Origin of the sequence: Hymenobacter edaphi (genome assembly GCF_003258365.1) — a bacterium.
Taxonomy (GTDB): domain Bacteria; phylum Bacteroidota; class Bacteroidia; order Cytophagales; family Hymenobacteraceae; genus Solirubrum; species Solirubrum edaphi.
This window is the reverse complement of sequence record NZ_QHKM01000002.1, coordinates 652,700-668,955: the sequence shown is the minus strand read 5'-3', so window position 1 is coordinate 668,955 and position 16,256 is coordinate 652,700. Positions and strand designations below refer to the sequence as shown.

General features: G+C 67.4%; 9 protein-coding genes. 4 read left to right on the top strand and 5 right to left on the bottom strand.

The genetic code is table 11. The annotated features are described in order from the left end of the window. Positions 1–30 precede the first annotated feature (30 nt). The 5 genes from DLM85_RS10245 to DLM85_RS10225 all read right to left on the bottom strand — a co-directional run bounded on the left by DLM85_RS10245 (position 31) and on the right by DLM85_RS10225 (position 6,966). On the bottom strand, positions 31–1,533 hold the full coding sequence (locus DLM85_RS10245) for an alpha/beta hydrolase fold domain-containing protein (protein ID WP_111478002.1): 1,503 nt from the start codon (positions 1,531–1,533) through the stop codon (positions 31–33). Positions 1,534–1,621: 88 nt separating this feature from the next. Further along, positions 1,622–2,992, bottom strand: coding sequence for an alpha/beta fold hydrolase (locus tag DLM85_RS10240; RefSeq protein WP_111478001.1), 1,371 nt, complete (start codon positions 2,990–2,992; stop codon positions 1,622–1,624). A gap of 95 nt (positions 2,993–3,087) precedes the next feature. After that, positions 3,088–4,131, bottom strand: a complete 1,044-nt coding sequence (locus DLM85_RS10235) for a M28 family peptidase (RefSeq protein ID WP_165822095.1) — start codon at positions 4,129–4,131, stop codon at positions 3,088–3,090. A gap of 119 nt (positions 4,132–4,250) precedes the next feature. Beyond that, positions 4,251–5,753 carry a cysteine--tRNA ligase gene (gene cysS, locus DLM85_RS10230; protein WP_111478000.1) on the bottom strand — a complete coding sequence of 501 codons (1,503 nt, stop codon included), beginning with the start codon at positions 5,751–5,753 and terminating at the stop codon, positions 4,251–4,253. 115 nt (positions 5,754–5,868) lie between these two features. Then, complete coding sequence (locus DLM85_RS10225) at positions 5,869–6,966, bottom strand: endonuclease/exonuclease/phosphatase family protein (RefSeq protein WP_133257005.1); 1,098 nt, start codon at positions 6,964–6,966, stop codon at positions 5,869–5,871. A gap of 128 nt (positions 6,967–7,094) precedes the next feature. Here DLM85_RS10225 and DLM85_RS10220 point away from each other — a divergent pair, with 128 nt between their 5' ends. The 4 genes from DLM85_RS10220 (at position 7,095) to nusA (ending at position 16,176) form a co-directional block, all read left to right on the top strand. After that, positions 7,095–10,616: a DUF7948 domain-containing protein gene (locus DLM85_RS10220; RefSeq protein WP_165822094.1), complete on the top strand. Its 3,522-nt coding sequence runs from the start codon at positions 7,095–7,097 to the stop codon at positions 10,614–10,616. 70 nt (positions 10,617–10,686) lie between these two features. Continuing rightward, positions 10,687–14,172, top strand: a complete 3,486-nt coding sequence (locus DLM85_RS10215; protein ID WP_133257003.1) for a DUF7948 domain-containing protein — start codon at positions 10,687–10,689, stop codon at positions 14,170–14,172. A gap of 112 nt (positions 14,173–14,284) precedes the next feature. After that, positions 14,285–14,758 (top strand): ribosome maturation factor RimP, encoded by a 474-nt coding sequence (locus DLM85_RS10210; protein WP_243635917.1) that lies wholly within the window; start codon positions 14,285–14,287, stop codon positions 14,756–14,758. Positions 14,759–14,871: 113 nt separating this feature from the next. Continuing rightward, entirely contained in the window at positions 14,872–16,176 is a 1,305-nt protein-coding gene (nusA, locus tag DLM85_RS10205) for a transcription termination factor NusA (RefSeq protein WP_111477996.1), read from the top strand. The last annotated feature ends 80 nt before the right edge of the window (positions 16,177–16,256 follow it).

Here is a 16,256-nt window from a genome sequence, read left to right as displayed (position 1 = left end):
GCGTGCTTGATCGGGGTCAGCGGCCACGGCTTACTGCTTCAGCAGCCGCACCTGCTGCACCGCGCCGGCCGCATCGCGCAGCAGCAGGTGATACACGCCCGGCGGACGGCTGGCCAGCTCCGGCAAAGCAACGCGCTGCGACGGGCCGGCCGCGGCTGGTAGCGTCTGCCGGCTGACGAGCCGCCCCAGCGCGTCGCGCAGCTCCAGCACGCCCCCTCCGGTGGATGCCACCAGCGCGGTAGCCGTCGGGCCGCTGACGGGATTGGGATACACGGCCAGCGGCGCCTCGGCGCCGAAGCGCAGCACCTGCGGACCGTAAAAGGCTTCTTTGCCGTCCAGATCGAGCTGGCGCAGGCGGTAGTAGCGCAGCCCCGGCCCGCCCGCTTCCCGGTCCACGAACCGGTAGCTGGTGGGAGTGGTGGAATAGGGCGCCCGGCTGGCCACGAAACCCAGGTGGCGGAAGCTGCGGCCGTCGGCTGAGACTTCCACCGCGTAGCCGGCGCTGTTTTCCTCCTGGGCCGTTTGCCAGCGCAACAGCACCCCGGCATCCTGCCGCTCGGCGGTAAAGCTGGTCAGGCGCACCGGCAAGGGCGCCGCAGCCACCAGCAGGGGCCGCAGAAAGTCGCGCACGGTCCGGAAGGTGGTATCCATGTAGGCCAGCTGGGCGGCGCTGGTACCGTTGTAGGGCACGTGACCAGCGCCGCGGAAGGTGCGCAGCGTGTTGGGCACGCCCACCGCGGCGGCCCGGGGCTGGATGGCGCCGCTGCCATTGACCACGTCGCCGGTAAACGTCGGGCCGGTGCCGTAGGGCACGATGCCGTCGGTGGTGCCGTGCACGCTCACCAGCGGCTCGTCGCCGGCTTCCAGCCAGCTCAGGTTGCCGATGGCGCCGCAGAGGTTGATGCCCGCCCCGATGGCGCTGCTGTAGCCGGGGTTGCCGCTGCTGCCTTCCAGCCCCGGGGCCACGCCCGGCGCGTTCAGCGCGGCCAGCTCGGCGTCTTTGTCCAGGTAGGCCGCGTGCACGGCCGTAATGGCGCCGGCCGACGAGCCACCCGCGAAGATGTAGAGCGGGTTGATGTTGTACTGGTTGGCAGTGGCCGCGTCCTGCCGGAAAAACCGCACCGCCGCCCGCAGGTCGTGCACGGCGTTGACCACGGCCCGCGAGCCGCTGAAGGTGAAAAACGACTCCAGGCGGTAGTCGATGCTGGCCGTGACGTAGCCCAGGCGGGCGAAGCGCCGGCACAGCTCCTGCACGTCGTAATCGGTGCGGCTGCCGCCCAGGAAGGCGCCGCCGTGGACCAGGATGATGAGCGGCCGCGGCGCGGCCGGGGCCCCGACGGGCTGGTAGATGTCCATCAGCAGCGGCAGCGTGGTGCCGCCGGAGTTGGGCGCGCTGCCGTAGGCCACGCCCGCGGTGACGCTGGGCACCGGGTAAAGCGGCTGGTGGAACTGCCCGCCGGTGGTATCGATCTGCGCCGCCGTGGGGCGAATCAGCCCGGCCAGCAGGCTCAGGAGCAGGAATAGATGCTTCATTGGCAGGCAGCAGGTCGGTTGCGGGCTTAAGGTACGCGTTTGGCCGGGGTACTGGTTATGCCGCGCCCGCTCCTACTAGCCGCTCCTGCTATTCGGCGCGGCGCGCCTTGCCACCGGCCGGCGGCAGCTGCTGCAGAAAGGCCAGCACCACTTCGTTGAACCGCGTGCGGTCTTCCTGCGGGGCGTAGTGCGTGAGGCCGGGGAAGATATGCAGCTGGCTGCCCTTGATGTTGCTGGCAATCAGCCGCGAGTGGGGCTCCAAGATGACGTCCTTTTCGCCGGCCAGCACCAGCGCGGGCGCCTGCACGGCGCTGAGCTGCGCCGGCCGCATCTGCGGGTACTTCAGCAGCAGGGTGCTCAGCCGCCGCGCCCGCCGGAAGTTGGGCTTAAACGGGCCGAGCACCAGGCCCGCGGCGTGAATCAGCCGCACTTCGCGCAGGGTTTTGGCCTCCACGGCGGTTTTGTCGCAGTACAGGTTGGCGCCCATCGTCACCAGGCTCAGCACCCGCGTGGGGTAGCGCGTGGCCAGGCTCAGGCCGGTATTGCCCCCGTCGCTCCAGCCGACCACGTGGGCCGCGGGCAGCCGGAGCGTGTCGAGCAGGGCGCGCATGTCGTCGGCAAACAGGTCGTAGGTGTAGGCCCGCTTTTCGTTGCCCGATTGCCCGTGCCCGCGCGTGTCGACGGCAATAACGCGGTAATGCTCGGCCAGAGCCCCGATCTGGTTGGCAAAGGACTGAATGGATTCGCCGTTGCCGTGCAGCAGCAGCAGCGGCTCGCCCTGCCCGTAGGTTTCGTAGTAGAGCTTCACGCCGTTGACGGTGGCGTAGTGGCCGGCGCGGGCATTGCGGCCGTAGCGCACGATGCCGCGGCCCGTCACCTGCAGAATTCGCTGGCCGGGCGCCGTTTCCGCCACTTCGTAGCCGAAGCCCACCATGCGCGTTATCGGCTTCCAGCCGATTGTGGGCAGGCCGGCAGCGGGGCCGGGGGCGCTTTGCTCGAAGCCGGCGTTGCGCAGCTCCACGCGCTGCCACTGGCCCGGCTGCGCTTCCACTTCCAGCACGAAGTCGTCGTACTCGAACGTGCCGTTGAGGTACTGGATGCCCACCACCGCCACCGTATCCACCTGCTTGGCCAGCTGCCCCTGCACGGTATAGGTTTGCCAGGCCGCGCTGCGCACGGGCTTGTTGCCCATGTTCAGCCCGCCCAAGATGCGCTTTTTCGCATCGAACATCAGCAGCCCGATGCGGGCATTGCCCCCGTCCACCTGCGCGGTATCCACCCGCATGCGCGCCGACAGCCGGCAGGGCTTGCCCGCGTAGGCCCGCAGGCTGACCTTTTGCTGAAACATGGCCGAAGCACCCACCACCGGCGACAAAAACTTGGTGGGCTGCGCCCGCAGGGGCCGGGCCGTAGCGAATAGAACTAGCGCGGGCAGCAGCCAGAGGCAACGAAGCGACATAGAATACAACGAGTGACCTGAACCATGAATAAGGCCGCAATAACGCAAAAAGCCCCGGCTGCGGGCGCAGCCGGGGCTTTGCGGTCTGTCGCGTGCTACTCCTGGTACAAGGTCTGCAGCACCGTCTGGCCCACCGCTTTCAGGGTGTTGCGGTCGATGATGCTCATGTTGTCCTGGGTGGTGTGGTGGTAGGCCGGGAAAAATTCGTCGCCGTAGGGCACGTGGTCAATCAGGTCGACGGTGCGCACGCCGGCCTGGTTGGTGAACACGTGGTCGTCGGTGATGCCGGGCATATCCTGGGCAATGAAGTAGTCGGAGTAGCCCAGGCGGCCGGCGTTGTACCAGAGCTTGCCCACCACGTCGTTGGCCTGCTGCCGGCTCAGCTCCTCACGCGAAAACCGGGCGCCCTTGGCCCCCACCATGTCGAACAGGATGCCGTATTCGGCCTTGTAGCCGGCAGGCACCAGGTTTTTGGCCCAGTGCTGGGAGCCCAGGCACCAGCTTTCCACGCCCGCGCCGGCCAGCTTGTTTTCCAGGTTGGCCTGCGTCGAGGAGTCGTAGCCGTAGTCTTCGGCGTCGAACAGGATGATGTCGACGCCGACGGCGGGCGTGAGCGAATCGGGCTGGGCGGCCAGCTGCCGGGCAATTTCCAGGGCCACGGCCACGCCCGAGGCGCCGTCGTTGGCCCCGTCGAGCGGGGCGTTGGGCTTGGCTTTGTCCTTATCGGCGAAGGGGCGGGTATCCCAGTGCGCGAACAGGGCCACCCGGCGGGCCGCCTGCGGGGCAAAGCGGGCAATGATGTTGCGCCCGCGCAGCTGCTTGCCGTCGAAGGCCATGGCCGTGAAGGGCTGCTCCTGCACCTGCAGGCCCAGGGCCTTGAAGCGGGCCACCAGCCAGTCACCGCACTGCACGTGGGCGGCCGAGTTGGGCACCCGCGGCCCGAAGCTCACCTGCTTGGCCGTAAACTGGTAGGCCGAATCGGCGTTGAAGGCCGGGGCCTTGCGCAGGGCATCTTCCGTCGAGGCCGGGGCATCGGCGGTTTCGGTGGTGGTTTTCTTATCGGGGCAGGCCGTGAGCAGCACCGTGGCGGCAAGCAAAGCGGCGGGGCGCCACAGCAGGCGCAGGGAGTTGCGGGTCATTGGGGGAATGTAGCGCGAATGTTCAGTTCGCGTATCGTTGAACGATGGTTGTTGCCGACGGCCGCAGGTTTGAGGCGGACGCCGGCAACGATACGCGAACTGAACGTTCGCGCTACTAACTATTCTTCGTAGGCCCAGTCGACGCCGGCCTTGGTGTCTTTCACCAGGATGCCCTGCTCCTTGAGCGCGGCCCGGATGGTGTCCACTTTGGCGTAGTCCTTGGCCGACTTGGCTTCGGCGTAGAACTGCAGCGTGAGGCCCAGCAGTTCCTCGGCGTTGGCCCGGGGCTCGTCGCGCAGGCCCAGAATGTCGACCACCAGCGTGCGGTAGGCGGCGGTGGCTTCCTGCAGGGCGGCTTCGCTTGCCTGGGCCAGCGTGGCGGGCTGGTTGTAGTAGCCGTTGAACTTGCGCAGCAGGTTGAACAGCGCCGCCACGGCGCGGGCCGTGTTCAGGTCGTCGTTGAGGCCCGCGTAGCAATCCTGCACCAGCTTGCGCAGCTCCGCGTCGGCCGCGGCGGTATCGGCGGCGCGCTCGGTGCCCTCGGGCAGCTGCAGCCGCTCGATCTGCCGCAGGCCGTTCATCAGCTTGCGGTAGCCCTTGCTGGCGGCCTTCAGGCCCTCGTCGCTGAAGTCGACGGTGCTGCGGTAGTGGGCCTGGAGCAGGAAAAAGCGCACCACCATGGGCGAGTAGGCCTGCGAGAGGGAGGCGTGGCGGCCTTCGAACAGCTCCGACATGGTGATGAAGTTGCCGAACGACTTGCTCATCTTCTGCCCGTTCACCGTAATCATGTTGTTGTGCAGCCACACCCGCGCCTCGTCGGTGTGCGAGTGGCTGGCCTGGCTCTGGGCTATTTCGCACTCGTGGTGCGGAAACATCAAATCCAGCCCACCGCCGTGGATGTCGGACACCTGCCCGAGGTACTTGCGGCTCATGGCCGAGCATTCCAGGTGCCAGCCGGGAAATCCTTCGCCCCAGGGCGAGGGCCAGCGCATCAGGTGCCGCTCATCGGCCTTTTTCCAGAGCGCGAAGTCCAGGGGGCTGCGCTTTTCGTCCTGGCCGGCGAGGTTGTCGCGGGAGCCGCTGAGCAGTTCCTCCGGCACCCGGCCCGAGAGCTTGCCGTAGCCGTTGCCGGCCTCGTTGTAGCGGGGCACGTCGAAGTACACCGAGCCGTTGACCTCGTAGGCGAAGCCGTTCTGGATGATTTCCTCGATCATCTGAATCTGCTCGATGATGTGGCCGGTGGCCAGCGGCTCGATGTCGGGCGGCAGGCAGCCCAGGGCCTCCATGTGGCGGCGGTAGCGGTTGGCGTAGTCCTGGGCCACCTGCATGGGCTCCAGCTTCTGGGCCCGGGCCATCTTGCTGATTTTGTCTTCGCCCTCGTCGGCATCACCCACGAGGTGGCCCACATCGGTGATGTTGCGCACGTAGCGCACCGAGTAGCCCAACTGGCGCAGGTAGCGCGTCAGCACGTCGAACACCACCGGGCCGCGGGCGTTGCCCACGTGCGCTTCGCTGTACACCGTCGGGCCGCAGAGGTACACGCCCACGAAGGGGGCGTGCACGGGGACAAACGGTTCTTTCTTGCGCGTAAGCGTGTTGTGGAGCGACAGTGGGTGTTGCATGGGGCAAAGGTAGTGAGTCGGGGGAGTAGATGAAGACCAGTAAGCGGGTAGATAGGCAGGATGTTTGCTCGCGGGCAACCTTTCTACTCTACGCTCTACGCATGTGCGCTTTTACTCATCTCAATCGATACTCCGCTTCCACCGGAAAGTGGTCGGAATACGGCATGTCGCGGCGCACGCGGCAGCCCAGCACCCGGAACTGCGGGCCGGCAAACTGCTGGTCGATGCGCAGCAGGGGCAGCTTGCCGTTGTAGGTGGCGCCCACGCCCAGGCCCACCGTAGCCCAGGCGTTCTGCAGGTGGTCGGCCAGCTGGTCGTAGCTGTAGCTGTAGGGCAAATCGTTCAGGTCGGCGCAGAGCAGCACCGGATAGGGGCTGCGCTCGATGCGCCCGACCAGCGTATCGACCTGCACGCTGCGCTGCACCATGCCGCGCTTGAAGCGCCGCAGCAGCCCAATGCTCTTGGCCTTGAAGCCCGCCTTGCTGCTGTAGCTGTCCACGATGTCCTGCTCGGCCATGCTCATGCTCTGCAGGTGGGCGTTGAACACGCGCACCGTGTCGCCCTGGGGCAGGCGCAGGTCGGCCCACATGGCGTGGTTCTGGGTGAGGCGCCCGAACTGAATGACGCCGCGGCGCACGATGGGAAAGCGCGAAAAGATGGCCAGCCCGAACTTGGCGCCGACGCGGTTGGTGAGCGTGGTCGACACAAACGCCCGCCGCTCACTCATTTTGCCGAGCTGCCGCTCCGTGTTGAACACGGTGCCGTCCTGCGTGGGCCGGGGCTCGGTGTAGAACTCCTGCAGGCAGAGCACGTCGGCCGGGCTGTCGGCCAGGTAGCGAATCATGGTCTTGGTGGAGGCCAGGTCCGGGTCGCGCAGCTGGGGGTACACGTTGAAAATCCGCACGTTGGCGCTAATCACGCGCACCGACACCGAATCGGCGGGCGGCGGGGCCGCGGGCAGGTGCAGGGCCAGCCCGCGCTGCAGGTGCGGCCAGCCGAGCAGCAGCGCGGCCAGCGGCAGCAGGGCCACCGGCCAGCGGCGCATCAGCCAGTAAATCAGCCACCCACCATTCGCGGCCAGGGCCGCGGGCAGCGTGAGGGCCCCAAAAGCGGCGGGCCAAAGCAACCTTGTCGGCACTTGCATGCACCCTATGGCCAGAACGAGCCAGGCCAGCGTGAGCAGCGTGAGCTTGAATGCAAATGAACGACGCACCGGATACCAACCAAACCGTGAAGCCGCAAACCTACGACGCATTTCGACGCCAATCACACGATCGGGTGAGCCGGGCACGAACGCGCTGGTTTCGTTGTACCTTCGGGGTGATACACGATTACCGTCCCATGTTTCTCTCTATCCTTGGCCGGGCGGCGGTGCTGCTCAGCCTGTTGACCCTCCCCACCCTGGCGCAGGCCCGCAGCGAGCCGCCCACCCGCAGCCTGGAGTTCATCGAGAACAAAGGCCAGTGGGACAGCCGCGTCCGCTACGCCGCCCCGCTGCCCGCCGGCCGCCTGTTCGTGGAAGCCGCGGGCCTGACCTATTCCTTCGTCGACCCGCAGCAGCTGGCGGCCCACCACCGCCACGGCAAGGAAGGCGCCGCCGCCGCCGACAAGCTGCACGGCCACGCCTACAGCATGCGCTTCGTGGGGGCCCGCAGCGGCGCCGTCCTGCAGCCCACCCTGCCCACCGGCGAGGTGCGCAACTACCTGCTCGGCAACGACGCCAAGCGCTGGACTTCGGGCGTGGGCGGCTACCGCGAGCTGCGCTACCAGGGCCTGTGGGCCGGCATCGACGCGCACCTCTACGAAAACCGCCAGGGCCAGCTGGAATACGACTTTGAGCTGGCCGCCCGGGCCGACGCCGGCCGCATCCGCCTGCGCTACGACGGGGCCGACCAGCTGCGCCTGCGCCCCGACGGCGTGCTGGAGGTAGGCACCTCGGTGGGCACCGTCACGGAGCTGGCCCCGCAGGCTTGGCAGCTCGACGCCAATGGCCGGCAGCAGCCGGTGAGCTGCCGCTACGTGCTGCAGGGCCGCGAGGTGCGCTTCGAGCTGGGCCGCTACGACCACCTGCGTCCGCTGACCATCGACCCGACCGTGGTTTTTTCCTCGTTTACGGGCTCGACGGCCGATAACTGGGGCTTCACGGCCACCTACGACCAGCAAGGCAACATGTACTCCGGCGGCATCACCTTCGCCACCGGCTACCCCACCAGCCCGGGCGCCTTCGACACCTCCTTTGGCGGCGTGGTCGACATGGCCATCATCAAGTACAACACCGCCGTCAGCGGCAGCGCCTCGCGCCTGTGGGCCACCTATATCGGCGGCGCCGGCGCCGATGTGCCCCACAGCCTGGTGGTGAACAGCCAGGGCGACCTGCTGATTCTGGGCACGACCTCCTCCCCCACTTACCCCGTGACGGGCAACGGCTTCGACCAGCACTTCGAGGGCGGGCCGGGCTTCGTGCCGCTGAGCGGCATCAGCTACACCGCCGGCTCCGACATCGTGGTGACGCGCCTGAGCGGCAACGGCGCGGGCCTGGTGGGCTCGACCTTCCTGGGCGGCACCGGCAACGACGGCCTGCTGACGACCACCGGCTCGTTTAACCAGCTGGTGCACAACTACGGCGACCAGTTCCGCGGCGACATCACCGTGGACAGCGACGACAACGTGTACATTGCCAGCAGCACCGCGTCGACCAACTTTCCGCTGGTGGGGGCGGTGCAGACCAGCCACCGCGGCGGCCTCTACGACGCGGTGGTGGCCCGCCTCTCGCCCACGCTCAGCGCCCTCACCTTTTCCAGCTACTTCGGCGGCGCGGGTGCCGATGCGGCCTACTCCATTCAGATCAACGCGGCCCGCGACATTTACATCGGCGGCGGCACCACCAGCACCGACCTGGGCCCCACCACCGGCGCCTACCAGGCCAGCCTGTTCGGCGGCGTCGACGGCTACATTGCCCGGCTCTCGCCCAGCGCGGGCAGCGGCTACCAGGCCCGGCGCGTGAGCTACCTGGGCACCGGCCAGCACGACGAGGTGTATTTTCTGCAGCTCGACGGGCAGGGCGGGGTGTACGCCCTGGGCCAGACGCGCGGCCAGTGGCCCATCGTGGGCAACGTGTACGCCAACGCCAACGGCCGGCAGTTTATCAACAAGCTGGCGCCCGACCTGAGCAGCGCGGTGCTGAGCACGGCCTTCGGCACCGGCCGCAGCAACCCCGACATTTCGCCCACGGCCTTCCTGGTGGATCAGTGCGAGCGGATTTACATCTGCGGCTGGGGCGGCGACATCAACGGCGGCAGCTACGGCAACGAGGACACCCGCGGCCTGCCCGTGACCAGCAACGCCATTCAGCGCACCACCGACGGCAACGACTTCTACCTGATGCAGCTGGCGCCCTACGCCGCCTCGCTGGAATACGCTACTTACTTCGGCGGCAGCAACGAGGAGCACGTCGACGGCGGCACCTCGCGCTTCGACCGCCGCGGCTTCGTGTACCAGGCCGTGTGCGGGGGCTGCGGCGGCTCGTCGAGCTTCCCGATTCCGCCCGGGGCCGGCGCCTACTCCGCCAGCAACGGGGCCTCGAACTGCAACAACGCCGCCTTCAAGATTGACTTCGGCATGAACGTGGCGGTGGCCGGCCCCAACCAGAGCATCTGCGTGGACGCGGCTCCGCTGCGCCTGGGCGGCTCGCCAGCGGGCGGCACCTGGGCGGGCACCGGCGTGACGGGCTCGGCGGCGGCGGGCTACACCTTCGCGCCCGGCCCGGCCGCCGTGGGCGTGCACCCGCTGACGTACACCGTCGCCAGCACCGGCACCTGCGTCACCACCAGCACCCTGAACATGACGGTGCTGCCCATTACGCCGGTCACGTTTGCCCTGCCCCCGCAGATCTGCCTCGACGAAGCCCCCATTCGCCTGACGGCCACCGTGAGCGGGGGCACCTGGAGCGGCCCGGGCGTCACCGGCGACCAGTTCAGCCCGCGGGCGGCGGGCCCGGGCACCCATACCGTGCGCTACGACCTGCCCGCGCTGCAGTGCGGCTCGGCCACGCAGCGCATCCTGGTCAACAACCTGCCCGTGGTGGTGGCCGGCCGCGACACGGCCCTGTGCTCCTTCCAGCGCGGCGGCTACCGCCTGCAGGGCTCCCCCCTGGGCGGCACCTGGAGCGGCCCCGGCTGCACGCCCGACGGCCAGTATACCCCGGTGCCCGGCAGCAGCGGCCCGGTGATGCTCACTTACACCTACCGCGCCACCACCGGCTGCCTGAACGCGGCCCAGCTGCGCGTGATGCTGGTGCCCGAAGACCGCACCAACCAGGTGTTCGACCTGCCCACCTGCCCGCTGAAGCCCCGCCCCGGCGAAGACCTGCCCTCTTACACCGGCCTGGCGCCGTTTACGCACACCTTCAACCACGACCTGCTCTACGCCAGCAGCTACGAGTGGAATTTCGGCGACGCGGAGCGGGACGACGTGGTGCAGAGCACCGAGCAGTTTCCGACGCACGTGTACGCCAAGCCGGGGAAATACCAGGTCCGGTTCACGGCCCGCTACAACTCCTCCTGCTCCTCGACCACGCGCTTCGCCCCGGTGTACGTCGGCAGCCCGTTTATTCCGAACATCATCACCCCGAACGGCGACGGACAGAACGACACGTTTGAGCAGCGCCTGAGCTGCCTGCCGGTCGCCATCAAGGTCTTCTCGCGCTGGGGCAACCTGGTGTACGAAACCCAGAACTACCAAAACGACTGGGCCGGCGGGGTGAGGGGCAACGGCGGCGACAAGCTGCCCGACGGCATCTATTATTACCACCTGGCCGACGCGGAAGGCCGCACGGCCAAGGGCTGGCTGGAAATCCGCCGCTAACCAGGCGCCGCCCCTGCCCGACAGACCACCGAATGTGCTACATTCGGTGGTCTGTCATTTTCTACCGTTTGTGTTGCGTCGGTTACTGCTCCTGCTGCTTGGCTTATCGGTCTTTCACGCCCCGGCGCGCGCCGTCGAAGGGCCGCCCACCCACCTGGAATTCATCGAAAACCGCGGGCAGTGGGCCGCGGCGGTGCGCTACTCGGCCGCCGTGCCCGGCGGGCAGCTCTACGCCGAAGCCCGGGGCCTGACGTACGTGCTGACCGAGCCCCTGGAGCCGCACCGGCACCCGGCTGGCGGCGCCACCGAGCGGCCGCCGCTGCCCGCCCAGCTGCGCGGGCACGCCGTACAGCTGCAGTTTATCGGGGCGGCCCCGGCGGCACTGGAGCCCGCCGCGCCCACCGGCGAGGTGCGCAACTACTTCCGCGGCAACAACCCGCGCCGCTGGGCCAGCCAGGTACCCGGCTACCGCCAGCTGCGCTACCGCCGGCTCTGGCCCGGCATCGACGCGCGCCTTTACGAAAACGCCCAGGAGCAGCTGGAATACGACTTCGAGCTGGCCGCCGGGGCCGACGCCGCCCTGATCGGCCTGCACTACGCCGGGGCCGACCAGCTGCACCTGCGCCCCGATGGCTCCCTGCTGATTCAGACCGGCGTGGGCACCATCACCGAGCTGGCTCCGCAGGCCTGGCAGCTCGACGCCCGCGGCCAGCGCCAAGCCGTGGCCTGCCGCTACGTGCTGCAGGGCCGGGACGTCCATTTCCGCCTCGGCCGCTACGACCAGCGGCGCCCGCTAACCATCGACCCGACCGTGGTGTTTTCCACCTACACCGGCTCGCGCAAGGACAACTGGGGCTTCACGGCCACCTACGACCAGCAGGGCAACCTGTACTCCGGCGGCATCATTTTCGGGGTGGGCTACCCGGCTTCGCCCGGCGCCTTCCGCGTGCGCCCCGCCGACTCACTCGATATTGCCATCATCAAGTACAACACCGCCGCCACCGGCCCGGCCGCCCGCGTATGGGCCACTTACCTCGGCGGCTCCCGGGCCGATTACCCCGAGAGCATGGTGGTCAACAACCAGGGCGAGCTGCTGGTGCTCGGCACCTCGTCGTCGCTGGACTACCCCACCACCGCGGGTGCCTACGACCGCAGCTTCAACCTCGGCACCGCCGTCGACCCGTATTCCTACGGCCAGGGCTACCTGATTCCGGCGGGCACTGATATCGTGGTGACGCGCTTCAACGCCAGCGGCTCGGCCCTGCTGGGCTCGACTTACCTCGGCGGCAGCGGCAACGACGGCATTCTGGACCCGCAGAGCACGGCCAGCCCGCTGGTGCACAACTACGGCGACCCGTTTCGCGGCGACATCATCGTGGACGCGGCCGACAACGTGTATCTGGCTTCCAACACCTCCTCGGGCAACTTTCCGGTGCCGGGCGGCTTCCAGACCACCTACCGCAACAACTCTGACGCGGTGGTGTGCAAACTCAACCCCGGCCTGACCAGCCTGCTCTGGAGCAGCTTTCTGGGCGGCGCGGGCGCCGATGCGGCGTATTCGCTGCAGCTCGGGCCCACCGGCGCCTTGTTTGTGTGCGGCGGCACCACCAGCCTCGATTTTCCCACGCCCGGCACGCCCCTGCACGCCACCGCCCGCGGCGGCTCGGCCGATGGCTTCGTGGTGCGCATCGGGGCGGGCGGCGCCCTGGAGCGCGGCAGCTACGTGGGCACCAACAGCTACGACCAGGCCTACTTCGTGCAGCTCGACACCGACGGCGACGTGTACCTGCTGGGCCAGAGCCTGGGCAGCTACCCCGTCACGGCGGGCCGCTACGTCAACCCCGGCAGCCACCAGTTCATCCACCAGCTCGACGCCAACCTGCAGACCACCGGCTTCTCCACCGTGTTCGGCTCGGGCCGCAGCACCATCGACATTTCGCCCACCGCCTTTCTGGTGGACCAGTGCGACCGGATTTACGTCAGCGGCTGGGGCGGCGAGCTGAACAACCATTTCCCGCCGCTCGGCACCAACGGCACCACCTTCGGCCTGCCCGTATCGGCCAATGCCGCGCAGCGCACCACCGACGGCGGCGACTTTTACCTGCTGGCCCTCTCACCCCTCGCGCAGGTCCTCGAATACGCCACTTACTACGGCTCCTACGACCCGTTCGTGGGTGACCACGTCGACGGCGGCACCTCGCGCTTCGACCCGCGCGGCGTGATTTACCAGGCCGTGTGCTCCTGCGGCAACGGGCGCTGGCCGGTCCCGCCGGGCGCGGGCAGCTACAGCCCCACCCTGGGAGCCAATACCTATTGCAACAACGCGGCGCTGAAGTTCAGCTTTGAAATCAGCACCGCCGCGGCCGGCCTCGACCAGACCCTCTGCGCCACGGCCGCGCCGCTGCGCCTCGGCGGCACGCCCTTCGGCGGGGTGTGGTCGGGGCCGGGCGTCAGCGGCTCGGTGGCCACGGGCTTTTTCTTCACGCCCAGCCTGGCGCTGCTGGGGGCGCAGCGGCTCACCTACGCCTACCTCGCCCCCGGCCAGAGCCAGTGCTCCAGCCAGGACGACTTGCTGATGACCGTCACGCCCCCGCCCACGGTCACGTTGGCGGCGCTGCCCCAGAGCGCGTTTTGCCTGAATGCCACGCCCCCGCCGGTTTTCGCGCTGCACGGCACCCCGGCGGGTGGCGTGTTCAGCGGCCCCGGCGTACGGGATTCCACGTTTTCGGTGGGCCTGGCCGGCGTGGGCACGCACACGCTCACCTACAGCTACAGCCAGCACGGCTGCACCGTGCTGGCCACCCGGCAGGTCAGCATCTCGACGCCCCCCAACGTGCGCCCCGACCCCGATACGCTGCTCTGCGCGGGCAGCACTCAGGCCGTGCAGCTGCGGGGCACCCCGGCCGGCGGCACCTGGAGCGGCCCTGGCATCACGTCCGGCGGGCTGTTTACGCCCCCGCCGGGCTTCAGTGCCGCCGTCACCCTGACCTACACGGTTACGGTGGGCGCCTGCACCGCCTCGGCCACGCGGCGCGTGAGCCCGGCGGCGGCACCCGTCGTCACTGCTGCCTGGGCGCGCGTGCAGTGCCCCCAGGACCGCGAAGCCCCGCTGCGCGTACGCTTCAGCCTGAGCAGCAGCCCCGCGCTGGCCGCCGCCGACGTTCGTTGGGACTTCGGCGACAGTACCTCCGCCACCGGCCTCGCGCCGGAGCACGTGTACCACCACGCCCGGCAGTTTCAGCCCACCGTCACGGTGCGCTACAACGGCGGGCGCTGCGCCGTCATGCAGTCGGTGCCGTCCGTAGAGGTGCTGGCGCCCCGGCCCGTGCCCAACATCATCACGCCCAACAACGACCAGCTCAACGACGTGTTTGACGTCACGCGCGGGTGCCCGCCGCGCCTGCAGGTCTTCTCGCGCTGGGGCAACTCGGTGTACGAATCGGCCGCCTACGCCAACGACTGGGGCGGCGGCACCCTGCCTGCCGGCGTCTACTACTACCGGCTGCAGTTTGCCGATGGCCGCACCGCGAAGGGCTGGCTGGAAATCGTGCGCTAAAGGTCGGGGCTTGCACTGGGCCGGGCAATGTTGTATCTTTGCCGCACTTACTTCAGTATCACGAGAGGGGACGTCAGTCCCCTCTTTCTTTTCCCACCCACCTGCCTTGCCCATGAGTTTCGACCGCAACCGCATTCAGCAGATGCTGGACGCCAGCCTGCCGGGCCCCGAGTACTTCGTGGTGAGCCTGACGGTGAGCAACACCGCCGCCCGGCCCAAAATCACCGCCACCATCGATGGCGAAGACGGCATCGGTATCGACGAGCTGAGCAGCACCACCCGCCGCCTGATCCGGCAGATCGACGAAGCTTACGGCGAAGAAGCGGCCTACAACCTGGAAGTCACCACTCCCGGTGCCGACCAGCCCCTGACCGACCCGCGCCAATATGCCCGCCACGCCGGCCGCACCCTAGCCCTGAAGCTGGCCGACGGCCGCGAACTGGAAGGCACGCTGGAAGAAACCACGCCCGAGGGCCTTATGCTCACGGAAGTGGTGAAAGAGAAAAACAAGAAGAAAACCTTGCCCACCGCCCTGTTCCCCTTCGCCGACATCAGCGAAGCCCGCGTGGTCATTTCGTTTAAATAAGGTGATTGTTGAATTGTCAAATTGCTAAATGGCTGGCTTTTCGCCCAGAAAACACAGAACAACCATTTAACAATCAACAATTTAACAGTTTAGCAATTTAACCATCTCATTCAATGAACACCCTCAACCTCATCGAGTCATTCTCGGAGTTTGCCAAGTTCAAGAACATCGACCGCCCCACGATGATGAGCATCCTGGAGGAGGTGTTCCGCACCATGATCCGGAAGAAGTTCGACGACGACTCCAACTTCGACGTCATCATCAACCCCGATAACGGTGACCTGGAAATCTGGCGCAACCGCGAAATCGTGGACGACGAGTCAGAGGATATCTGGGACCACGACAAAATTCCGCTGTCCGACGCCCAGAAGATCGAGCCGGACTTCGAGGTGGGCGAGGAAGTATCGGAGCAGGTGAAGCTGGAGGATTTCGGCCGCCGCGCCGTGCTCATGGCCCGCCAGACGCTGATTCAGCGCGTGAAGGACCTGGAGCGCGACAACCTGTACCAGAAATACAAAGACATGGTCGGCGAAATTATTGCCGGCGAAGTCTACCAGGTGTGGGGCCGCGAAACCCTCGTGCTCGACCAGGAAGAAAACGAGCTGAGCCTGCCCAAGCCCGAGCAGATTCCCAAAGACCGTTACCGCAAGGGCGACACCATCCGCGCCGTCGTGCACCGCGTCGACGTGCTGAACGGTGCCCCCAAGATCATCCTGTCCCGCGCCGCCCCGGCTTTCCTGGAGCGCCTGATGGAGCAGGAAGTCCCGGAAATTGCCGACGGCCTTATCACCATCAAAAACATCGTGCGCGAGCCGGGCGAGCGGGCCAAAGTGGCCGTGGAAAGCTACGACGACCGTATCGACCCGGTGGGTGCCTGCGTGGGCATGAAGGGCAGCCGCATCCACGCCGTCGTGCGCGAGTTGGAGAACGAGAACATCGATATCATCAACTACACCGACAACCTGGAGCTGTACATTCAGCGTGCGTTGTCGCCGGCCCGCATCAGCACGATGAAAATAAATGAACAAACCGGGCGGGTTTCGGTGTTCTTAAAGCCGGACCAGGTTTCACTGGCCATCGGCCGGGGCGGCGCCAACATCAAACTGGCCTCCCGCCTCGTAGGCATGGAAATCGACGTCTTCCGCGAAGCCGATTCCTACGAAGAGGATATCACGCTGGAAGAATTCAGCGACGAAATCGAGCAGTGGATCATCGACGAGCTGAAGAAAATCGGCCTCGATACGGGCCGTGCGGTTTTGGCTGTCAATAAAGCCGACATCGTGCGCCGCACCGAGCTGGAAGAAGAAAACGTGGAGGAAGTTTTCCGCGTCATCCAGGCCGAATTCGACGGCGAAGACGAGGCCGAAACGCCCGCTGCAGAGCCCGCAACGGACGAATCGACCGAGGAGAAAGAGTAACCCGCGGCCCGGCCCTGTACGTAAGGGCCGGAGCCGCTCGGGCACAGTCCGGCGGAAGACCTGCCTGAATAGGTGGGTTT